Annotated in this window: 16 protein-coding genes and 3 pseudogenes; 7 read left to right on the top strand and 12 right to left on the bottom strand. The window is 72.5% G+C overall.

What is annotated here, in order from left to right; genetic code table 11:
• Positions 1-2: 2 nt before the first annotated feature.
• The 4 genes and pseudogenes from ACFC0B_RS34500 to ACFC0B_RS34485 form a co-directional block, all read right to left on the bottom strand.
• Positions 3-362, bottom strand: a complete 360-nt coding sequence (locus ACFC0B_RS34500) for a helicase associated domain-containing protein (RefSeq protein ID WP_376095143.1) — start codon at positions 360-362, stop codon at positions 3-5.
• 258 nt (positions 363-620) lie between these two features.
• On the bottom strand, positions 621-3,260 hold the full coding sequence (locus tag ACFC0B_RS34495; protein ID WP_376095140.1) for a tetratricopeptide repeat protein: 2,640 nt from the start codon (positions 3,258-3,260) through the stop codon (positions 621-623).
• 128 nt (positions 3,261-3,388) lie between these two features.
• Positions 3,389-3,634: pseudogene (locus tag ACFC0B_RS34490) on the bottom strand (hypothetical protein); the annotation flags it as partial.
• Positions 3,635-3,832: 198 nt separating this feature from the next.
• Positions 3,833-4,336: an N-acetyltransferase gene (locus ACFC0B_RS34485; protein ID WP_376095137.1), complete on the bottom strand. Its 504-nt coding sequence runs from the start codon at positions 4,334-4,336 to the stop codon at positions 3,833-3,835.
• A 173-nt stretch (positions 4,337-4,509) separates the two neighbouring features.
• On the opposite strand from ACFC0B_RS34485, the gene ACFC0B_RS34480 reads away from it, so the two are divergent.
• Positions 4,510-4,677, top strand: a complete 168-nt coding sequence (locus ACFC0B_RS34480; protein WP_376095134.1) for a hypothetical protein — start codon at positions 4,510-4,512, stop codon at positions 4,675-4,677.
• A gap of 257 nt (positions 4,678-4,934) precedes the next feature.
• On the opposite strand, the gene ACFC0B_RS34475 is transcribed toward ACFC0B_RS34480, so the two are convergent.
• The 3 genes from ACFC0B_RS34475 to ACFC0B_RS34465 are packed head-to-tail and all read right to left on the bottom strand — an operon-like array spanning position 4,935 to position 10,386.
• Positions 4,935-8,240: a lantibiotic dehydratase gene (locus tag ACFC0B_RS34475; protein WP_376095131.1), complete on the bottom strand. Its 3,306-nt coding sequence runs from the start codon at positions 8,238-8,240 to the stop codon at positions 4,935-4,937.
• Positions 8,237-9,577: a lanthionine synthetase C family protein gene (locus ACFC0B_RS34470; RefSeq protein WP_376095129.1), complete on the bottom strand. Its 1,341-nt coding sequence runs from the start codon at positions 9,575-9,577 to the stop codon at positions 8,237-8,239. Before ACFC0B_RS34470 ends, ACFC0B_RS34475 begins: the two co-directional genes overlap by 4 nt.
• A 47-nt stretch (positions 9,578-9,624) precedes the next feature.
• On the bottom strand, positions 9,625-10,386 hold the full coding sequence (locus tag ACFC0B_RS34465) for a hypothetical protein (RefSeq protein ID WP_376095126.1): 762 nt from the start codon (positions 10,384-10,386) through the stop codon (positions 9,625-9,627).
• Positions 10,387-11,322: 936 nt separating this feature from the next.
• On the opposite strand from ACFC0B_RS34465, the gene ACFC0B_RS34460 reads away from it, so the two are divergent.
• From ACFC0B_RS34460 to ACFC0B_RS34450, 3 genes are all read left to right on the top strand, one after another.
• Positions 11,323-12,387: a hypothetical protein gene (locus ACFC0B_RS34460; RefSeq protein WP_376095123.1), complete on the top strand. Its 1,065-nt coding sequence runs from the start codon at positions 11,323-11,325 to the stop codon at positions 12,385-12,387.
• Positions 12,366-12,614 carry a hypothetical protein gene (locus tag ACFC0B_RS34455; protein ID WP_376095120.1) on the top strand — a complete coding sequence of 83 codons (249 nt, stop codon included), beginning with the start codon at positions 12,366-12,368 and terminating at the stop codon, positions 12,612-12,614. The genes ACFC0B_RS34460 and ACFC0B_RS34455 overlap by 22 nt, the downstream gene beginning before the upstream one ends.
• A gap of 676 nt (positions 12,615-13,290) precedes the next feature.
• On the top strand, positions 13,291-13,710 hold the full coding sequence (locus tag ACFC0B_RS34450; protein WP_376095117.1) for a hypothetical protein: 420 nt from the start codon (positions 13,291-13,293) through the stop codon (positions 13,708-13,710).
• 141 nt (positions 13,711-13,851) lie between these two features.
• On the opposite strand, the gene ACFC0B_RS34445 is transcribed toward ACFC0B_RS34450, so the two are convergent.
• The 3 genes from ACFC0B_RS34445 to ACFC0B_RS34435 all read right to left on the bottom strand — a co-directional run bounded on the left by ACFC0B_RS34445 (position 13,852) and on the right by ACFC0B_RS34435 (position 16,420).
• The gene (locus ACFC0B_RS34445; RefSeq protein ID WP_376095114.1) at positions 13,852-14,850 is read right to left on the bottom strand and encodes a helix-turn-helix domain-containing protein; all 999 of its coding nucleotides are present in this window, start codon (positions 14,848-14,850) and stop codon (positions 13,852-13,854) included.
• A 703-nt stretch (positions 14,851-15,553) separates the two neighbouring features.
• Complete coding sequence (locus tag ACFC0B_RS34440; protein WP_376095111.1) at positions 15,554-15,700, bottom strand: hypothetical protein; 147 nt, start codon at positions 15,698-15,700, stop codon at positions 15,554-15,556.
• A gap of 399 nt (positions 15,701-16,099) precedes the next feature.
• Positions 16,100-16,420, bottom strand: a complete 321-nt coding sequence (locus ACFC0B_RS34435; protein ID WP_376095108.1) for a hypothetical protein — start codon at positions 16,418-16,420, stop codon at positions 16,100-16,102.
• Between the two features lie 266 nt (positions 16,421-16,686).
• On the opposite strand from ACFC0B_RS34435, the gene ACFC0B_RS34430 reads away from it, so the two are divergent.
• Positions 16,687-17,136 (top strand): hypothetical protein, encoded by a 450-nt coding sequence (locus ACFC0B_RS34430; protein ID WP_376095105.1) that lies wholly within the window; start codon positions 16,687-16,689, stop codon positions 17,134-17,136.
• A gap of 528 nt (positions 17,137-17,664) precedes the next feature.
• Positions 17,665-18,882: a serine hydrolase domain-containing protein gene (locus tag ACFC0B_RS34425; protein WP_376095102.1), complete on the top strand. Its 1,218-nt coding sequence runs from the start codon at positions 17,665-17,667 to the stop codon at positions 18,880-18,882.
• Positions 18,883-18,911: 29 nt separating this feature from the next.
• Here ACFC0B_RS34425 and ACFC0B_RS34420 read toward each other — a convergent pair.
• Positions 18,912-19,553: pseudogene (locus ACFC0B_RS34420) on the bottom strand (IS5 family transposase); the annotation flags it as partial.
• Between the two features lie 48 nt (positions 19,554-19,601).
• On the opposite strand from ACFC0B_RS34420, the pseudogene ACFC0B_RS34415 reads away from it, so the two are divergent.
• A pseudogene (locus ACFC0B_RS34415) lies at positions 19,602-19,898 on the top strand (ATP-binding protein); the annotation flags it as partial.
• A gap of 118 nt (positions 19,899-20,016) precedes the next feature.
• Here ACFC0B_RS34415 and ACFC0B_RS34410 read toward each other — a convergent pair.
• On the bottom strand, positions 20,017-20,688 hold the full coding sequence (locus ACFC0B_RS34410; protein WP_376095099.1) for a hypothetical protein: 672 nt from the start codon (positions 20,686-20,688) through the stop codon (positions 20,017-20,019).
• Between the last annotated feature and the right edge of the window lie 112 nt (positions 20,689-20,800).

Raw genomic sequence — 20,800 nt, 5'->3', positions numbered from 1 at the left:
GTTCAAGAAGAACCCGGCGTCACCTGGTGCACCACGACCTGGTCCTCGCCGTCAGGGCCGTCCTCCACGATCTCCAACGGCTCACGGTGGGGCCGGGGCACCCGGGCATTCCGCTCCCGCTCGACGAACCGGGCGAGGGCGGCCAGGCCCTGGGCGAACCGGTCCCCACGGGACACCTTCGGCTTCGCCGCGGCGGCGGCCTTCGCGGCCGCCAGCTCCTGGTCTTCCTCGATGCAGATCGCTGTCAGCAGGTCCCGCTGGTCCTCCTCCAGCCCCGGCCAGTCGGCCCGCTGCGCCTGCACCCACCAGCCGAGCTGCTCGCCCTCGTACACCGTGTCCAGGGGCAGGGCAGCCCAGCCCATCGGTGTCCAGCCACCCCCAACCGGGCCACCGCGTCGGTGTGTTGCCGGGTGACGGGCCAGGTCGGGCTCGCCACGGGACGATCTCTCCAACACGGCCCGCTGCTCCGCAGCGAGCGCTCCCGGCTGGACGGCCGACACTGCCGCGGCGGCGGCCCGGAGCTCGGAGAGCCAGGTGCCGACCGCGTAGCCGCCGACCGAGGCCCGCGTCTTCACGGCTGGTGACCTGTTGTGGGCGCGTGTGCGGCCGGCCCCCAGGACTCAGCTGTGGCCCCCGGCGCGCTGGGACGCCGCCGCTCCTGCGGTGTAGAAGGCGCGCAGGCGGTACTCGGCGGCGGCGTCGGACTGCCCGTCCGCGTCGAGGACATCGGCGGCGAGACGGTAGGCGCGGCCGAGGACGGGGCCGTACATGCCGGGGTTGTCGGCGAAGTAGGGGCCGACGGCCTGGACCGCCTCAGCGGCGTCCCGCCACGCGCCCGCCGCGTCACCGGGCAGCAGAGAGTGCCCCCGTCCGGCCAGCATCCCCGCCAGCGCCACCCGCGCACCCGCCGTGCCCGGATGGCCGGACCCCAGAACCCGCACCCGTCCCTCCACCACGGTTCGCAGCAGGGCGACGGCGTCGCCGGTGCGCCCGGCTTGCTGGTAGGAGGTGGCGAGGTTGCCGCGGATGGTGAGGGTTTGGGGGTGGTGCGCGCCGAGGGTGCGTTCGCAGTCGGTGAGGACCTGTTCCTGGAGGGTGATCGCCTCGTGGGTGCGTCCGGCCTGCCGGTAGGAGTGGGCGAGGTTGTTGCGGGTGGTGAGGGTGTCGGGGTGGTGCGCGCCGAGGGTGCGTTCGCGGCCGGTGAGGACCTGCTCGCCGATGTCGATGGCTTCCTGGGTGCGTCCGGCCTGCCGGTAGGAGGAAGCGAGGTTGCTGCGGGCGGTGAGGGTTTGGGGGTGATGGGGGCCAACGACGCGTTCATAGTCGGTGAGGAGCTGTTCCTCGATGGTGATGGCTTCGTCGGTGCGTCCGGCCTGCCAGTAGGCATGGGCGAGGTTGCCGCGGGTGCTGAGGGTGTGGGGGTGGTGGAGTCCGAGGACGCGTTCGCGGTCAGCGAGGACCTGCCGCAGGAGGTCGATGGCTTTCTGGGTGCGTCCGGCTTGCTGGTAGGAGGTTGCGAGGTTGTTGCGGGCGGTGAGGCTGTGGGGGTGGTGGGGTCCAAGGGCACGTTCGGCGGCGGCGGTGAGGTGCTGCCAGTGGGAGGTGGCGGTGGTGTGGAGCCCGGCGTGCAGGAGGCTGTCACCGGCCCGGAAGAGGACGGGGTGGCCGTCGGGGTGCCAGAGGTGGTCGCCGGCGTGGGCGGCGAGGGTGGCGGTGTTGGTCCGTAGGACGGCGGCGAGGTTCCGGTCGTGATGGTCCTCGGCGGGCCAGGCCTGCTCGATGGCGTCGGCGGCCGCTCGCACGAGGCGGGCGCGGCGTTCGCGGCCGGGCGCGCTGTCGCGGACCGCGTGCTGGACGAGGCGGTGGACACGCACCGCCCCCCACCTGCCGCCGGGCGGGTCGTCGGCGGTGCTCGCCTCCCCGCCGGTGCCCGGGCCGGTGGCGGCTTGTGCGGGGGTGTGGTCGAGGAGGTTGAGGCGGTCCAGGACGCGCAGGACGTCCTCGGCGTCCTCCTGGCTGACGGGCACGGGGAGGCGGATCTCGTTGTCCGTCCGGCCCGGTGACGCTGTCACGGGGGCGTTGTCGTCGTTCTCCGCCGACGGTCCGATGGCTTCGCCGGTCGACGTCTTCCGGACCCTGGCAAGGTAGGTGCGGGCGGCTTCGGTGGTGAGGACGGTGTCGGGGGCGGCGTCGGGGTCGAGGACGGAGACGAGTTCGAGCAGGGGCCGGGCGAGGACTTCGGGGCGGGTGCGGTCGGCCTGCTCGATGGAGATGTCCCACAGGGCGGCGATGGTGTGCTGCTGCTGGTCGGGCAGACCGGTGCGGTCGGGCAGGTTCTGTTCCAGTCGGCGGGCGCGGTCGGCGAGCAGGGCGCGGTAGCGGGGGACAGCGCGGGCGGTGTCGTTGAGGTAGGCGGCGGCCTGGGCCAGCGCGATGGGCAGGTGCCCGAGATCCTGCGCCAGAGCGGTGAGCTGCTCGTCGGTGTCCGCGCCGCGCGAGGCGGTGCGCTCGGGGTTGTCGAGGGCGGATCGCAGGTAGGCGAGGGCTTCTTCGGGGGTGTAGAGGTTGACCGGGAGCAGGGTGCGGGTCCTGGTGGTCCAGGCGCCGTGGCGGCTGCGGGTGGTGACCACCGTCCGCCCGTTCTCCGTGTCGGGTGGCCGCAGGACGGTCAGCGCCGCCGGGTTGGGGACGTTGTCGAGGACGATCAGCCACCGCCGACCGGAGACCTGGAGCCAGGTGAGGAAGCCGAGGGCGGCTTCGTCGGCGTCCTGTCCGTCGTACCGGCCGGGGGTGACGGCGCGGACCGCCTGGGCGTAAGCGGTGGTGATGGCGTTCGTCGTGGCCGCGTTCACCCACACCACCAGGTCCACCGGAGCCGTCCGCCGCACCGAAGCCGCCGGGGAGGTCCCGCCGGCCCCATCGCCGTCCGGGCCCGTATCGGCGCCGGTAGCGCCCGGCGTCGCCGGTCCGGGCACCGCCGCCGACCCGGCCGCGGCGGTGAGTGATGTCTGCAGGACCTGGTGGGCGTAGTGGGCGGCGAGCTGGGTCTTACCCACACCACCGGTCCCGGTGACGACCTGGCCCAGCACCGCCGGCTTCCCACCGCCTTCGAGAGCGGTTCGCAGCATCTCGCTCTCGGGGCGCTGCTGGAAGTACCCGGCGAGGTTGGGGATCCGGCCGACGAGTACCGGCCACCGGACCTCGGCAGCGGGCGTGGTGGTCCTGTTGTTGACGGTGAGGTCCCGGCCGGCTTGGAACACGTCATCCCCGCTGTGGGCTCGGCCTCGTGGCCCTTGCGCTCACGGGCCGTCCCGCGCAGCCGGTCGTGGAACTCGGTGATCAGCCTGTGCTCGTGCGAGCGGCGGAAGCAGGCGTAGACCCGGACCCATGCGGGGAAGTCCGCGGGCATCGCCCGCCGCGGGATCCCGCCCGCGACCAGGTAGCGGATCGCGTCCAACAGCTGCCGGGAGGCAGTAGCCCTCGGGCCGGCCACCCCGCCCCTGGAACCGGGCCGGCACCGGCAGCAACGGCCGGACGGCCGCCCACTGCGCGTCCGCCATTGTCCGACGGATACCGGCGCACCCGGTCCGGATGGTCGGCCGCGATGCCGTACAGGTGCGCGAGGCAAGCGCATGACACGGCGGGCGGGTTGAGGTCAACCTGCTCGGGCACGTACGTCAAGGACAACAGGGCCTCCGGGAACCACTCGGAATGAGATCGCACCCCGGAGCTGCCTGGAGGCCCTGCTTTCACGCGCGGAAGCCGCCGCAGTCACCCGATCGTGACTCCCGTTCGATCGACAGCCGTCGAGATCGGCACGGGCAGCAACCACTTACGCGTCGGGGTGCTCCGGCAGGGCGAGCCAGTCAGACCAGGAGATCTCGCGGCCGAGGAAGCGCGGCTGCTCGAACGGCCAGTCGGCGGCGATCCACTGCGGCACCAGCGCGTCGAGGGCCTGCTCGACCTTGCTGCCCACCAGCTCGTCCACCACCCACCAGGAGATCTCGCCGTCCGCGCCGGCCCTCTCCGGTGGGTCGATGTAGACACAGCCGAGCAGCGCTGTCTCCGCCGCGTCGAACAGCGCGTAGTTGAAGGACTGGTGTGCGGCGATCTCCTTCTCGTGCCGCAACAGGTCGGCCTGGTCGCCCTCGTAGGTCATGGTGGCCGCGGGCCAGCCCCAGGCCGGGCCGAAGATGGTCCACAGCCGCTCGCGCGAACCCATCACAGCCGGATAGTCGAGCGGGGTGTCCGCCTCCCGGATCGGCCGCAGGTGGTGGCCACCGCCCGGCAGCGGTACCAGGACGGGGTGGACGAAGTCATCGGGAAGCCAGCTCATGGCGACCGACCGTAGCAGCGTGCGGCCGGCCGGTCCCCCGGATTTTCCCCGTATACCGCCAGGCCCTGCTCTCATGCCGGGCTGACGAAGCCGCCTCCTCGACCACGCCGTACCGGCTGTGACGGGCAGCGGCGGAGGCCGGCGGCCGGTTCATCGCGGACCCGGTGGTCCGTATGACCGGTACCGCGGCCGACGCGGGCGTCATCCTGTACGGCGACGGCCACTTCCGGAGAGTGCTGGGCACCGGCCGGGCGGAGAACGTCGGGGTGGTCGAGCAGTTGCCCCGGGGCACGGGCTGTGTTCCTGTCCCGGGCGGGGTCCTGGTCCACCCTCCCCGTTGAACTGAGCGCGGGTTTCTCCGGCACGCGAAGGCGCCGACCACCACCGTGGTCGGCGAGTCCGGTGTTGTCCCGGGCGCGCCTGGCGTCGTCCTCGGCGCTCGCCGACCAGCCGGCGTGGGAGGACGACCTCGCCCGCCTCGCCGCATCCTTGGTGGGGCGGGCTCTGCTACGGCGTCGGTTGTCCCGAGAGCCCGCTACGGTCCCGCCGCCCGGCGCGACACCTTCTCGGCGGCCAGGCTGTAGGCGGGCAGGGGGCGTCACGCGGGGCTTGGGGCGGGGGCGGGCGCCGGTTCGACGCTCAGGCCCTTGCGGGTGCGCTGGAGTATCTGGACCAGCAGGCCCTCCGACGGGTGGCGCCCGGCCAGCAGCCGGTTGCAGTGGAGGTGGACGTAGCTGCCGAGCAGCCGGTCGCGGTCGGTGGTGAGGCGTCCGGCGGTCTCCAGGGCGGACAGCCGGTCGACGGCCTCGGCGAGCGCGTCGCGGCGCCGGCCCAGGATCTCCTGCACCGCGCCGCCCAGCAGGGCCGGACCCCCGGGCGTGCCGAGCAGGGCGCGTAGGCGCCGCTGGCGCACGCGGTAGTCCTCGCCGGCCTGGCGGCGGGCGGAGCCGTGGAACTGCCGGGCCTGCTCGGTGTACCAGCGCAGGCGCTCCTCGGGACCGAGGCCGAGCCCGGCGAGCAGGTCGTCGGTGCTCACGGCGGCCAGCTCGGTCAGGTCGGCGTCGACGGGGGAGTTCGGGCCGGTCTCGCCGAGCAGCCGCAGCACGGCCCGGCTGTCGGCGCAGAAGACCTGTTCGCTGACGTCGGTGCCCTCCGAGCCGCCGTAGCGCTCCAGTTCGCGGTCGTAGGTGTCGATGACCAGCCGGGAGACCAGGCCCTCCTCGGTGAGCTGGGCGGCGAGCCGGGCGATCTCCGGGAGCAGGTGCCGGGTCAGGGCGTCGTGGTCGCCCTTCCAGCGCAAGCGCAGGTGCGGGTCGGGGTCGGCGTACCGGATGAAGAACCACTGCCGGGCGAGCCCGGAGACCTCGGCCATCTCGCACAGGCGCCCCAGGGGGCCGGCCAGCAGGGCGTCCTCCTGGTCGCGGTCGCCGTAGAACTTGGCGAACAGCCAGTCGCTGCCCGGCAGGCGCAGCCGGTCGCGGACCGGGACAGGGTGGCCGTTGGCGTGCGCGATCGCCGGTACGGGCGCGGCCTGCGGTTCGGTGCGCGGTTCGGTGCGCGGTTCGGGTGCCGTCCGTGGTGCCGGCTGCGGGCGCAGGACGAGCGGGGCCACGAGCTCGCTCATGAAGACGCCGTCCGCGCCGGGCACCCATGCGTCGGCGGTGTCGGGCAGTGCCTCCTGGAGCACCAGCAGCCCGGCCTCGGCGCGCAGCTGCTCGACTTGGGCGGGGTCGTCGAGGTCGAGCAGCAGCCGGTTGTCGGCCGTGGTCAGGTAGAGGCGCGCGGGGACCGACCACTGGGCGCGCCAGGCGGCCACGTGGGCGGCGAAGGCCCCGGCGTCGGCCGTCCGGTCCTCGCCGCCGTCATGGCCGCCGTCATGGCCGTCGGCAGCGGCCGGGCGCAGCAGCCACCGGGCGGGGGCCAGCACGATCCGGCCGTACTGCACGCGGGGCAGGAACGGGAAGCCGGCCGCCGGGCCCCAGTCGAAGGCCGTGAACTCGGGCGCGCCGTCGCGGGCGACTTCGTCGAGGAAGCGGCAGACGGCGGGCGCCTGATGGGCGTTGAGCATGTGGCGCGCGGTGGGGCGCAGCACCGCGTCCAGACGGCGCGACCGGAGCCGGTAGCGGTCGTCGCGGACGCCGACCAGGATGTCGTCGAGCGGCACGACCCGCTCGGCGGGCACCCCGGCGGGCACGTCGAGGACGATCTCGTACTCGTGGACGGCGGGGCGCACGACGACGTTCGCCATGCGGTGGTTGGCGGGCAGGTAGACGACCTCGACGGGCAGCGCGGCGTCGGGGCGGGCCCGGCACTCGGCCTCGCCCAGGCTGCGCAGGGCCGCCGGGCCCTGCGGCGCGAGGAGTCCGGCGAACCGGCCGAGCGAGCGGCCGGCGCTGCTGGCACCCAGGTTCGGTCCGACGACCAGGAGGAAGTCCCCGCGGTCCACGGCTTCGCGGGAGGCGGCGGCGACGAACGCGGACAGTTCCAGGGACAGCGGTACGGGCGCGGTCGCCGGGTCGCGGGTCTGGAGGGCGGCCAGCAGGGTGTCGGTCAGGTCGACGACGCGCCGGCCGTCGCGCAGGGCGCCGAGGGCGAGGTCGGTGAGGGTGCTCGCGCGCCGCGCGGCCGCCTCGGGCGCCGGTGCCGGACGGGCGCCGTGGGTGTGTCCGAGCGGGCCGATCCCGGTGTGCTCGTCCAGCAGTTCCAGCAGGGGCACCTCCCGGTCGTGGCCGTAGCGCCGGGTGAACGCGGCGCGGTGGGCGGACAGGTCGGCGCTGCCGAGCGGCTGCGGCGACAGGCGCAGGAGCAGCTCGGCCGCCCGGGCGCAGTCCTCGCCGACGCGGGCGCTGATCCGGTCGCCGTCCACGGGCCGGGCCATGTCGGTCTGGAACGCCGGTCCGTCGGCCGGGTGGATGTCCTGGGCGCGCTGGGCGATGCCGCGGGCCCGCCGCGGTGCCTGGTCGTCCGGGGCGCGGTCGAGGTCGGCCATCTCGGCGAGCAGGTCGGCGAGCTGAGCGGCCGCCCGGGCGCAGGCGGGGCGCTCGGCGAGGCGTCGGCGCAGCTCTTCGGCCGGGTCGTCGGTGGTGAGCGCGGCGCGCAGGTCGGTGACCAGGAGGTGCTGGCGCCACAGGTCGGCGAGCAGCCGCTCGACCTGCTCGGGGCTGCCGCTGGTGTGTTCCAGCAGGTGCCGGCGCAGCACGGCGTACGGGACGGGGTGGCGGGCGGCGCGCAGTGCCTCGCGGACGGCGGGGGTCAGACGGACCGAGCCGGTGCCCTGCGCGGGGCCGCCGTCGGCCAGGGCGAGCCGCCCGTGGCGCTCGACGGCGCGGGCGCTCGCCGTCCACAGGCTGTCGGCACGGGCGGCGGGGTCGTCGTCGAGGGAGAGGCACAGGTCGGTCAGCCAGCCCATGTCGGGGCGGGTGCGGATGCGGTCGGCGTCGTTGCGCACGGCCAGGGTGGTGCGCTCGCCCCAGCCCGCGAGGGACACGGCGGCGAACGCGCCGTACGGGGTGGGGCGGGTGCTCATCCGGATCAGGTAGCGGGCCAGTTTCAGCTCCGCCCGGGCGGCGTCGCGCGCCCTCGCCCCGGTGCGCTGCAGGGCGTCGAGCAGGTCGGGGCTGGCGACGGCCAGGGCCCGCCGCACGCGCGGGTCGGCGAGGCTGTCACGGGGGTTCGCGGGGTTCGCCGGGTCCGCGGCGGTGGCGGTGGCGGTGGTGGCGGCGTTCGGTGTGCGGGCGGGCAGCAGGGGGGTGCGGACGATCAGCCACGGGGCCGGCTCGTAGAGCGGGGCGCGGCCACGGGCGGCGGCGGGCGTGCGCCGGGTACGGCCTCGCGCCGGGCCGGCGCCCCCGCCCGCTGCCGGGCCCGCTGCCGGGTTCGGTGCCGGGTTCGGGTTCGCGGTCATGACAGGGCCACGGCGCGGTCCCACACCGGCTCCCGGTCCGTCGCGGCCGCGAGCAGGACGAGGGCGACCCCGGCCGCCCCGTCGAGGAAGCCGGGCTGGTCGACGAGGTTGCCCGCCGGCTCCACCGTCGCGATCCCCATCGGCCGCGCCGGGTCGACGTGCGCCAGGATCTGCTCGGTGAGAGCGGCGGCGGCCTCGGTGAACACGGGCAGCCCGGTGTCGTCGGCGAAGCGCAGCGTCACCTGGAGGAGCCCGGCGACGCCGTGGCAGAACGTCGGGGAGTCGATGCGGCGCTCGGGCACGGGCCGGCGGTAGACGGCCTCCATCGCCCGCACCGCCACCGCGCACAGGCCCTCGTCGCCGAGCGCGCTGCCCGCCAGCCACAGCGCCCTGGCGACCCCCGGACTGCCGTAGCACCACGCGCTGCGGGTGGTGCGGTCCACCCGGCCCTCGCGCAGGCCGGGGCCGCCGTCGCCCAGCGGGACGACCGCGGGCCAGTTCGGTCCGGCCGCGTCGTCCAGCCGGTGGGCCAGCAGCCCCCCGGCCGGCTCGCGCACGGACGGCCGCAGGCCCTCGGCCTCGACCCCGCTGCGCATGGCCAGGGCCAAGACCGCCAGCGGGCCCGGGATGCCGTGCGCCAGACCGCAGTTGAGGTTGCCGAACGGATAGGCGCGGGCCTGCTCCTCGTCGTGGAGCAGCGCCGCCGGGGTGTACCAGGCGGGCGGCCACTCACCGGGGCCGGCGAGGCCGGCGAGTGCGCGCACCACCGGCGCGAGCGCCGGGTGCGCGGGCCGGTCGGCACCGGCGGGCAGCAGGTGGGTGGCGACGCCGCTGAGGCCCGAGATGAGGTCGAAGGACGACACCGGCACCCCGCTGCGCCCGCGCAGCGCCGCCGCCCCGGCCAGGCTCATCGCCGCGATCCGGGCGTCGAGCACCTGGCGCAGGCGCCGGTAGCCGCGGCCGTCGCCCAGCACCGCGGCGCAGAACGCGACGCCGCTCAGCCCGCTGGACACGCTCGGCGGGGCACCGCCGCGCTGCTCCAGCGCGGCCACCGCGCGCGTGAGGTGCGCGTGTCCGGTGCGGTCCCAGCCCTCGGCGGGGAAGCAGCGGTGCAGCTGGGCGCAGAGCAGCGCCTGGCCGGTATCACCCTGCGCCAGCGACACCGGGTCCCAGTGCACCGATCCGGGGAACGCGGTCTGCCGGGCGGCGAGTTCGATCGCCGCCCGCACCCGCGGGGGGCTGGTGGCCCGGTCGGCGATCAGCCGGGCGGCTTCGAGCGCGCGCCGGGCGGCCGCCGGCCCCAGCCGCGGCGCCCACCCGCCGCTGCCCGGTGCCACCGCCGACGCGGTCGGCGGCGTCGCGGCGGATGCCGTCCCAGGGGTCCTCATTGGCGGCACCGCGGGTTCGGGCCGCAGGTGAACACGTGCGGGTTACAGGTGTCGCAGGTGCGGCAGGTGTGGCAGGTGGCGCAGGTGGCACCCGCGCAGGTGCGGCAGGTGGCCTCGCCGCACGTGGCGCAGGTGTTCTCGCCGCAGGTGGCGCAGGTCTGCTGGAAGCAGGTGTTCTCACAGGTGGCGCCCGCGCAGGTGTCGCACGTCGCGTTCTCCGTGCAACGGCACGTGCGCGGCTTGCAGACGGTGATTCCGGTCGGACAGTCGACGTCGGTGGCGCAGGCGAACTCGGTGGCGCAGTCGCCGAACGTCGGCCCGGGGCACTCGGCCTCGAAGGTCTGCGGCTCGGAGGGCTGCGTGGTGGGCACCGTCCCAGTGCGGCGCGGCTGTGCCAGCCGCAGGTCGAGGTCGAACTCGTCCAGGGGAGCGGCCGACTCCACCCGGGTGAAGTGCACCGTCGCATCGCGACTCAGGGTGACCTTCGTCGCGTCGAGTCCGACGAACGGCGGCTGGTCGCTGCCGACGTCCTCCACCGCCAGCACGTCCGCGGAGGCGAACTCGGCGTAGTAGTCAAGCTGCTTGTTGAAGTACAGCCGCCGGTATCCGGGGCGGTCGCTGTCGCCCAGCAGGCCACTGAGCGTCAGCGTCCTGGCCGGCCGCTGCGACGGATCGGCCAGGTTCCTCGCCACGAAGTCGTCCTGGGGGCGGTCGCCGATACCGTTCGGCCCGCCGGGTTCGGAGTTCTTGCCAGCCATGTCAACCTCGGGTGCTACTGGCGCGGTCGCGGTCGTGTCCGCTTCTGCGCCGGCGACGGCTGCGCAGCGTGCGCGTTCCCGGGGTGTGAGTGCCGCGCCGTCGGCCTGTCAGCGGTCCGGCGGCGTGCTGAAGCTCACGAGGACACAGGCCCCGGGACGGGAAACCGTGCCGGTTGTGTTAACTCTGCGTCACTTTCGGTCCTGTCTCTCCTTCCATTGTGGGCCCGCTCGTCCGTACCCGCACGGTTCGGGGACCCGCACGGTTCAGGGCGCGTGCCGGAGGCGGTCGTGCAGGCCTGATCGACCCTGCACGCCGCCCTCGACCGCGTCGGACTGACCACGCTGACCGACGTCGACCCCCACCAGGCCGTCCGCGACTTCACCCGATGGCTCGATGCTGCCACGCTGTGCCAGGTCACGTCCTGGCTGGAGCGCACCCGCACTGCCGCTGTCGCACTGCGCGGCGCCGAGCCGACCCGGCCCGCCCGGCCCGTCGTGTGCCGCAGCCGCCTGTGACGGTCCGTTCCCTGGTGAAAGGTGTTGACCTTGCCGGCCGGCGGGCGCTGGATGGGCGATCCCGGGCCGGGCCCCACGAATCTTCCCATCGCGGCCCTGTTCTCCCGAAGCTGCGGCGAAGTGGCAAGTAGTAGCTCTCTGTAGCGGATCCGGGTGTGCTGGTCAGTGGTTTGGATCTTCTGGGTCCGCCGGGGCCGTGCTCGGTGAGGTGGGTCCGGTCATGACGACCGGAGGGGGCTTCTCGCTGGACGACACCGAGGCGGACCTGCGCGAGAATGAGCCCGACACAGACCAGATCCGTGTTGACCTCACCGCCGTGACCGGCGTCGCGGCGCTCACCGACTTCGCCGATACGGTGCCGTATCACCTGCTGTTCACGTTGCCGCGGGGGGTCACACGGGCGCACCGAGGGGGAGCAGTATGGCGACGATCACGGTGGACGTGGCAGTTCCCGACGCGCTGCGGCCGGTCGTGGATGTGGCGGCGTTGCCGGCGGTCCTCGGTGACGCGGGGCCGGCGTGGCTGGTGCTGTCCGAGGACGGACGACTGGCGCGGTGGACGCCGACGACCGGCGAGGTGCAGGACGTGGCCCGGTATCGGGAGGAGAGACCGGCGTCCGAATACGGTGGCGGCGTTCGACCGCGGCTCCATGCGTCTCGGTGTGGCCGTTGGGCGGCGGTGGTTCAAGACCGCGGTCGGTACGGCACCGTCGTCGATCTCACCACCGGTTCGCCGGCGTTGACGTTGGACGGCGGGGACTACTGCTGTGAAACCGTCCCGTTCGCGTTGGCGTTCGCCGAACACGGTGGCCGGCCGGTTGTCGTCCATCGCACTGACTGGAACCGGTTGGATGTCACCGATCTCGCGTCCGGCGAGGTGCTTACGGCGCGGGACAGCCCGGACAGCGACGAGGAAGATGCGGAGTACGACCTCGACTACTTCCACGGCGCGCTGTCGCTGAGTCCTGACGGGACTCGTGTCTACGACGGCGGTTGGGTGTGGCAGCCGTGGGGGATGCCGGCGGTGTGGAGCCTGACCGCCTGGCTGCACGACAACCCGTACGAGTCCGAGGACGGGCCCAGCCGTGCGGTGTATCCCGAGGTCTCGGAGTGGAACTGGCCGGTGGTGTGGATCGACGACGGGCGGATCGCGGTGTACGACCGGGACGATGCCGGCAGCGGCACCGTCCACGTCCTCGACCCCACCTCGATCGAACTGCGCTCGCCGGGCGTCCGATGGATCAAGGCGGTCGCGACGTTCCCCTGGCCGGTCGGCGATTTCGGCTTCTTCACCGACGGAGAGCATCTGCTGATCGCCGACGAGGCCGGTCTGCAGGGCGTCGACATCACCAGCGGACAGCAGGTGTTCGCGATCGACGGGTTCCGCCCGGCGCGTCAGGATCGGCATACCGGAACGCTGATCCAGGTCGGCAGCGCCCATGCCCGGTTGTGGACGCCGCCGGAGTGGACTGCGCGCGCCGGCTGAGCCGCCACTTCCCGCAGGGTGCCGAGCGGGAGAACATTCGCGAGTCCGCACTGGAAGGGCTCGACACTGCCATCGATGTCCGCGACGATGCGCAGTTCGAGTTGCTGCTGGACCTGGTTCCCCACACGATCCATACCGAAGGTCAGCGGGCGGATCGGTTGGTGTTCAGCGCCGGTGATTCGGGCACATCCCTGTGCATCGCCGTGACACAGGACCAAGAGATGTAGCTCCTGTCCCGCGAGGCCGACACGGGCGTGGAGTGGACACCCGGTCCGGGCCTCGCGTCGGATCTGGGCCTGTAGAACCGCAAGAAGGCTCCAGCACGCTCGGGGCGCCCGGCGGCTCGTCCGCGTCCATAGGACTGGACCGAGCCGCCGGGCGCCCCGCAGAACCAGAGCTGCGCTCCATGCTGGACCGGTCGCATAAGTGGGCGGCGTGACTGACCTGCCTGGGCCGCATCCAACCTCTCCACGCTGGTTGCGGAGGTCGTACCAGTCGACGGCGCTGATCCCGGTCTCACCGCGATCGACGCGGGTGGAGTCGGCGCGCCAGGTGGTGGGTGGAGTCGGTGTGCCGGGTGGTGGGTGGTGCGCTCGCGGACCGGCCCGGAGTACCCGTGCACACCTGGCCGATTTCTCTGCAAGGACAGCACAGTCGGGGCGGCTCGGGAGACCTAGAGTCATGGCACGGCGAAGCCCGGTCCATGCGGTGCAAGTCCCCTCGCACGGGCGGCGTCCGTTGCGGTCGGCGCGACTCGTCGCCACCGCTCGGACGTTCCGGTGCCGAAACGACAGGGCGCGAATCCGTCCTGACCAGGCACCGGCGACGAGCCCGTTGGTCACCGACCCGTGACCGGCCGGCAGCTGATCCGCACCATCCGACTCCTCCCAGGGAGGCACCACTATGCGCATCCGCAAGGTGATAGCCGCTCTCTCCGTCGCGGCCCTCGCGTCGCTCGGCACCGTCGTGGCCGCCCCGGCGGCCCAGGCCACCCAGACCGGCGGCTACGGCTGCTCGGGCTCCCACGTGTGGTCCGGGGACGTGGGCGGCGCGGGGACGGTCCACACCTACTACGACGGCTCCACCAACTGCTCCGTCTTCGTCAAGGACCTCTACGCGGGCACCAAGACGTACACCGACATCTACGTCCAGAAGTCCGGCGACTCCGGATGGATCGACGGTGGCGGGGGTTACTACAGCACCTTCGCCGGGCCGGTGACCATCTACGCGCCCGGCGCGTGCATCCGGGAGTGGGTCATCGCGAACGACCCCAACGGCAACAACCTCGTCAACCAGCCGACCCCCTGGCACTCTTGCAGCTGACGCCCGCCGGCAGCCGTCGCCGGCCGGGCCGGGATCCGCCCGGCCGGCGTGAGCACCGGACAGACGGTCACCGGCGAGACGGCAGGGGGTGGTCCCGGCGCGGTGCCTCGGCGCCACGGCCACCCCCTGTCCGCATCCCGATCACCCCGCAGGCCGGCCCTGCGGGTGGTCACCTGCTCGGCCGCTGGTGCGGTCGAGATCGCGCCAGGCGCGCGGGGAGAGCCCGTACGCCTGTTTGAAGGCCCTGCTGAAGTGGGTCGCGTCCACGAAGCCCCAGCTCTGCCCGATCGCGGCGATCGTCCGGTAGCGCGCCTTCGGGCCGGCCAATTCCCGGCGGCATTCCTCCAGACGGGCCGAGCGGATCCAGTCGCCCGGGGTGACCCCTGACCGGGCCAGCAGGGTGTAGAGGTGTCGAACCGAGACGCCGTGCGCGGAGGCGATCCGCGCCGCGGACAGGTCGTGGTCGCGCAGGTGCGCCCGCATGTACCGGAGGATCCGGAAGCCGAGCGTCGCCTCCAGGGATTCCCGGGCCAAGGGCGAGTCACCGAGCCGGGAGGTGACGGCGGCGCGGATCAGATCGAGGCTGGGTTCCGTGACTGCTTGGGCGTACCGGTCCTGGTGGAGCCCCTCGGTGGTGGCCAGTTGGGAGAAGTAGGCGTAGGCGAGGGCGGCGACGGGGCTGTCGGCACGGAACGCGACCGCGGTCATCTCCTTCAGCAACCGCTCGGGCAGCGCGAGCGCGGAGCGCGGGAAGCGCAGGAAGTGATGGTCGACACCGCCGTCGAAGCCGAGGGTGTACGGCACGGACGTGTCGTAGAGGGCGAACTCTCCCGGCCCCAGCACGGCTTGGCGATCGTTCTGCGCCACCACGCTGGTACCCGTCACCTGGAGGCCCAGGAAGACCTCCGGCTCGGTGTCCTCCCGCGCCAGCCGCTGCGTCCGCCGGATCGTCAGGCCGGTCGCCCGCCCCGAGCAGACACCGATGCAGCCGACCGTGTCCAGCTTGACCTGGACCGAGATGTCCTCCGGTGCGGGATGGTGGTCGATCTCGATCCGCACGACGGACTCCCAGACCGCGGACCGGACCGCTTCCTCCCGGTCCCCCGGCGAGAAGGCCGCCGTGTCCAGCGTCGCGTTCACAGAGCAGGACCACCGGGCGACCGTGCCGGTACGGCACTTTGAACCGCCCGGAACGGACAGCGCGGCTGAAGCCGGCCGTCCCCGTGCTGCTTCCGCATTGAATGTCCTTCCCCCGAAGGCCGATTCCGCGCTCAGGATGGCAGGGGCGGTCGCGGCACGCAACGGGCGCTGCGGCTGGACTCTCGCCCGGCAGCCCACCACCGCGTGGCCCGCAGCGGACGAGCAGTATCCATGAGGCATGAAGATCGGATCGCTGCGGCCGAGCGCGGACCCCCGCTGGTATCTGCTCGCGATCGACGGGGGTGAACCCCAGCCCGACGGCACCGTCCTCCACACCGACGTCGTCGAGTGGTACATCGGGGACGACCTCCGAGGGCTACACCGGCACCGACGAACACGGCGACTCGCTGGGGGACCTGCCCGAGCCGCTGCCACTCAGGGACGGCCCGCCGGGCTACCGAAGGGCTCGTTCATGGTGATGATCGGCAACATCGCGGTTGGCCTACCTGCCAGGGAGGAACTCGGCGATCCGCGTGAACCGCGATCGGCCGGCCACCAGCAGCCCGCTCACCAAGGCACAGCCCAACGCGACCGGGGAGTGCACTGCGGCAGGGAGTCCGGTCGAGGGGAGCAGCACGGTGGCGGCCACCGTTGAGGCCGTCGCGGTGGCGATCGCGAGGACGAGCCTGATCGTCTCCGTTGCTCAGGCGCGCCAGGTCGACACGGGGCTGGCTCCCTCCAGGTCGTTCTCCGGCAGCAGCGCGGCCAGCCGTCCAGCGGCGAAGTCCTCGCCGATCAGCGACAGTGTGCGGGCCAGGTCGACCAGGCCGGCGTCGGGGTCGACATCCACCCGGGCCAGCCGGACGCGAAGCGCGCCCGCCGTCAGGGCACAGTGTTCCCTGACTGAAGCCCGGCACGATGAACGGCGATGGATCGAGCTATGTTCCACATCCTTCTGCTTGGGCTCGTGACAATTCCCCGGCTTCGAACCGACCCACCAGCTGCCCCCAGCCTGATGGGAGGGCGCGCTGCTGTCTCGGGCCCCGCGCTCACCATCCGGCTGACCCCGCGCCTGCGCGGGAAAGACCTTCGCGACCTGCATCGTTCCGGCGGATTTGCTACTTCTTGACTGACCCGTCGAGGTCTTCCGGCGGGTCTGGCTTGTGGTGGCGTCAAGGAGCTCCGCTCATCGGGGCAGATGCCGACGTTGCGGCCCACATGGGCCAGGACCTCTTGTAGTGGCCACACCTCACATGTCGTAAGGCTCACCGTTCTCACCCTGGACCCGGGCATTCAGCGTCTTCGCCAACCGGCACGTGATCGTGACCATCTCATCCGTCGGGTTCTTGGCCTTGATCCGCCCAGCCCGCCACCACAAGGGGTGGCCAGACGACTTCCCGCTCTCCCGCAGGACGAACTCGGCGACCCCCTCCGGGCTGCCTACAGGCAGCGGGACCACCACGAGGCCGGGCTCTGCGACTACCGCCGCCCCCCACTCCGCCGAACTGATGTCCTCGCCCGCTTCGTCCCACCAGTACTCACGCCGCGTGATGTGCAGGTCGTAGCCCATGGCCACCCAGCGTAGAAGGACACGTAGCACCGCGAAGCCACGTCGAACCAATTCCCGGATTCGCTGGCCGCTGACCGACCCCCACGCTCACGGGGAGGACAGCGTGCCGAGAATCTGCACCGGCGAGCCGACCGGCTGCCCCCCGCCGGCGCGGGGAGGATACTTGCTCAGCGCGGTGGTCAGGAGAGCGTAGAGTCGCCCCCGTGTCCTTGCTTGGCCGCAGCCTGGTTCGGCGGCGCTGCCTGGCCAGCTGCCGTCATGCTGTAGTGGCTCACGACGTAGTGTTCTTCCTCGCCCCCGATGATGAGGTTGTCGCTGCGATGCGCGGGCGACGACCCGGTCCAGGATCTGAGTTCGTGACCTGCCGTTTCGTTGAACCGGACAGTGCCATCGCCGAGTGGGACATGTACTTCGAGGAGCCCTCGGCCGAGGTGCCGACGCCCGAACAGCTCCACAGGTGGTGGCCGCAGTGGGTCACTACCCCCTTGAACGACGGCGTCGAGGTGTTCGCCCTGCCACAGCGGTTGACCCGGGTGCTGGCTGGCGCCGGCCCCACGGATCTGAAGGAGCTCGCCGCTCGCTGGACCACGAGGCTCAAGGCTGCCGACGGGGACGACATGACCGACGACGATCTGCTGGCGGTCCTACAGGGAATCGCCCACCTCGCGGCCTCCGCGGTGAGCACAGGTGGCCGCCTCTACAGCTGGAGCTTCTGACCGCTCGGTAGAACCCGACCATCGAGCTACTGATCGGTCCTGCACGTGAGTATGGCGGCCGACCAGGCCCGCGCCGCCACCGCCCGCCAGGCCGCCCGCACCCACGACACCTCCCCGGCCCCGCGGAGCGCCCGCGCGGCCTGCCACTGCCGCCCGCCGGGGTTCGCGCGAGCCGGAGCTCCTCGCGGAAGTGTCGTCGGACAGTTGATCCCACACCTGACCCCCGCGCCTGCCTGTGGGGAGGTCGCGGCACTTGGCGTGGCAGAGGGCGCCCCGGGCGGCTGACCCCCGCGCCCGCGGGGAGGACCCCTTCGCGACCTGCACCGTTCTAACGGCTTTGCCAATTGGCGTGGAGTGCGGATGGCGATCTCCCTGACCTCGGCCCAGGTGTTGTCTCGGGGTCGTGCCCGGGGTGGGCCAGGGTGTGGTCAGGGGGATTCCCGGATGGTCAGGGTGCTGTGGTCCGGCAGGCTCGTCGTCGGGTCGATGACCCAGCCGTCACCTGGCACCACCGCTCCGGAGGATTCTGTGAACTTTCGCCCTCGCCGTTCCCGTTGGACCGATCTCGCAGCCACCAGTGCGCTGCTCGTCGCGCTGACAGCCGGTGCGACCGCCCCGGCGTTCGCGACCGCCCCCGCCCCCGCGGCCTCGCAGCTGCCGCCGTTGGACGAGTCCGCGCTGCGTCAGGCCATGGCCGGGCTGCCGAACGCCGATGTCACGGGCGCGCTGGCCCGGGTCAGCGGGAAGCAGGTGCGGTGGTCGGGCACCTCGGGTGTCAGTGACCTGGGGACGGGGCGGCCGGTGTCCGCCGACTCCCGCTTCCGGATCGGCAGCGTCTCCAAGGTGTTCACCGCCACCGTCGCGCTCCAACTCGTGGGCGAGGGCCGCCTCGACCTGAACAGCACCGTCCAGGAGCACGTGCCGCTCCTGCTTCCGAAGGGGTACCCGGACGTCACCGTCAGCCAGTTGCTCAACCACACCAGTGGCCTTCCTGCGCACGGCGGGACCGAGATCTGGGGCGACGGTACCACCCGCTGGTTCACGGAGCACCGTCTGGACGGTGCCACCCCGGAACAGGTGATCGCCGACGGCCTGACGTTCCCGAAGGAGTTCCTGCCCGGCACCGCGCAGCAGTACAACGGGCTCAACACCTTCGTCCTCGGCCGGGTCATCGAACAGGTCACCGGGCAGACCTTCGCCCACGAGGTGCAGACCCGGATTGCCCGGCCACTCGGCCTGCACCACACCTACGTTGCCGAGGCCGACGACCCGAGCCTGTCCGGCCCCCACGCCCACGGTTACCTGACGGTGACCGAGCCGGACGGCACCGCCCGGCAGGTCGACGTGAGCGAGCAGAGCCCCTGGCCCTGGGCCGAAGGCGGCATGATCTCCACCGCCCCCGAACTGGACCGCTTCATCACTGAGTTGTTCCGTGGCCGCCTGCTCCGGCCCGCGCAGCAGGAACTCCTCTTCACCGTCCCCGACGTCCCCAACCACAGGAACAAGAACTGCCAGGGGGACCACGCCTGCTTCAGCATGGGCCTGATGAGCGCAACCCTCCCGAACGGCGTCGTGATCTGGGGCAAGACCGGCTCCCGGCCTGGCTACACCAGCGGCATGTTCGCGACCCGGGACGGCAGCCGACACCTCGTCTACTCGATCAACCCGACCGGCCTCATGGGTGCGGAGTTCCCGTACGTGCTGCGCATCGCGACGGCGGCCTTCGCCTCGGGCAAATCCGTCTGAGAGGACGTCCTGCTCGAGTGAGGGATAGTTCACGGATTGTGCCAGGTTATGGTGGATTCGTCCGTTGTTCGTTTGGCGAGGTTCGAGATCATCGCGAGGCGGATCATGCTCTCGGAGTGCTCGGGCCTGGTCTCGTAGTCGTGTGCCAACCGGCGATGCATCATGATCCAGCCGAAACTCCGCTCGACCACCCATCGCCGGGGCGCGACTGAGAAGCCCTTGGCCTGGGCATTTCGCGGGACGACATCCACATCGATGCCGAGTTTCGCTCCGTGTTCGACAGCCTGGGGCCGTGTAGCCGGTGTCGACCCAGGTCTTGGTGACTGTCGGGTGGGTGACGGCGAGCCGGATGAGGAGCTGCTTGCCGGCCTCGTTGTCGCAGACGCCGGCGGCGGTGACCATGACGAGCATGAGCAGGCCGAGCGTGTCGAGACGATGCTGCGCTTGCGGCCCACGATCTTCTTGCCGGCGTCGATGCCCTGGGTCTCGGCCGGCACGCTGGAAGTGGTCTTGACGCTCTGGGCGTCGATCACGCAAGCGGTCGGCTCGGGTGCCCGGCCTTCCTTCTCTCGCACCAGGCGGTGCAGCCGCAAGCCGAGCTTTTCGATCGTGCCGTCCGCGGTCCATGCGCTGAAGTGCGAGAACACAGTGGTGTGAGGCGGGAAGTCGTGGAGCTGGGCAGGCCGGGCCGTGCCGATTCAGAGACCAGGGTGATCCTGATGGACACGATGAGCGTCAGTGTCGCCCCCGCCCGCTCCACCACCTCCGTCGCGAGCGCACGCGCGAGCACCCGCGCCTTCCTCGACGACCTCGTGCCGCCGGTCGCCGCCGAGTGCGCCGATGTCGTGGTCCTGGCCGTCTCGGAGCTTGTCACCAACGCCCTGCGCCACGGCGGCGGCATCCACGCCCTGGAGATGACCGGGCACCCGGACGGCATCGAGGTGGCCGTCCACGACGAAAGCCCGCAGGCCCCGCGCATGCGCACCCCCGCTCTGAACGACAGCTCCGGAGGCTTCGGCTGGCCCATGGTCAACCGCCTCGCCCGCACCACCTCGGTGGCCCCTCGGCCGTCGGGGGGAAGACCGTACGCGCTGTCCTCCACCGTGTCCCAGGACCGGCCCTCGAACCGAGCCGTCAGGTGCAGGTCGCGGTGCCGGTCGGGCCGACATACCCCTCCAGCGACACCCGCTTGTTGGGGAAGAGCTCCCCGCCGATCGCGTCGACGGCTGAGAAGGTCCGGGGCAGTTCGGATTCCTTGAGTGGCTCGCCGGTGTAGACGGCCAGCAGCATGCCGTCGCAGGCGGGGTTGCGGGCGGTGACCGCGTTGGGGGTCGGGAAGTGCTGGGCCTCATGACCGGTGGTACGGAAGTCGTTGTCGGAGACGGACTCAAGGGAAACCGCGGAACCGGTCCTGCGGTGCACCAACCAGTACTGGATGTGGACCCGTTCAGGCACGCAGAGCGGGCCTCCGAAGTGGCTCGGGTCGGCTCCGGCGAGGCTCACGCCGCCCCTGCTCGGGTCCCGGTTGGCGAGCAGCCTGAGCCAGAGGGAACGGTCCTTGTCCTGCCACGCGGTGTTGTCGTGACAACCGGCCGCGAGGGTGGGGTAGTACGGGCCCGAGGGGGACGGCGCCGCGGCACTCGCCGTGGGGTCGGTCGGCGTGGCGGTCGAGGCAGGCGCCTTCGTCGGGGGCCCGGAGGTCCCGGGAAGCGCCTCGTCTCCGGAGCCCGAGTCCGAGCAGCCCACCAGCACGGCCGCCGCCGACACTGTGGCCACCCAGGCGGCGACCCGTCGGGACACGATCATGAAGCCTCCACTCGCTGTGCACCGGGGCGCGGGAGGGCCGGTGCCGGTCCCGTCCGCCGGTGGTCGAGAGCCCGACTCTAGAGCGGCGCCGGCGCCCGGGGATGCCGTTCGG

The organism is Kitasatospora sp. NPDC056184 (assembly GCF_042268405.1).
In the GTDB taxonomy this organism is placed as follows: Bacteria; Actinomycetota; Actinomycetes; order Streptomycetales; family Streptomycetaceae; genus Kitasatospora.
The sequence above is the reverse complement of the archived record's forward strand: the minus strand, read 5'-3'. Positions and strand labels throughout refer to the sequence as shown.

Excerpts from the sequence above, each read along its gene's own strand:
- ACFC0B_RS34500 (WP_376095143.1), bottom strand. The coding sequence starts at position 362 with ATGGGCTGGGCTGCCCTGCCCCTGGACACGGTGTACGAGGGCGAGCAG.
- ACFC0B_RS34485 (WP_376095137.1), bottom strand. The coding sequence starts at position 4,336 with ATGAGCTGGCTTCCCGATGACTTCGTCCACCCCGTCCTGGTACCGCTG.
- ACFC0B_RS34480 (WP_376095134.1), top strand. The coding sequence starts at position 4,510 with ATGACCGGTACCGCGGCCGACGCGGGCGTCATCCTGTACGGCGACGGC.
- ACFC0B_RS34475 (WP_376095131.1), bottom strand. The coding sequence starts at position 8,240 with ATGACCGCGAACCCGAACCCGGCACCGAACCCGGCAGCGGGCCCGGCA.
- ACFC0B_RS34465 (WP_376095126.1), bottom strand. The coding sequence starts at position 10,386 with ATGGCTGGCAAGAACTCCGAACCCGGCGGGCCGAACGGTATCGGCGAC.
- ACFC0B_RS34460 (WP_376095123.1), top strand. The coding sequence starts at position 11,323 with ATGGCGACGATCACGGTGGACGTGGCAGTTCCCGACGCGCTGCGGCCG.
- ACFC0B_RS34450 (WP_376095117.1), top strand. The coding sequence starts at position 13,291 with ATGCGCATCCGCAAGGTGATAGCCGCTCTCTCCGTCGCGGCCCTCGCG.
- ACFC0B_RS34435 (WP_376095108.1), bottom strand. The coding sequence starts at position 16,420 with ATGGGCTACGACCTGCACATCACGCGGCGTGAGTACTGGTGGGACGAA.
- ACFC0B_RS34410 (WP_376095099.1), bottom strand. The coding sequence starts at position 20,688 with ATGATCGTGTCCCGACGGGTCGCCGCCTGGGTGGCCACAGTGTCGGCG.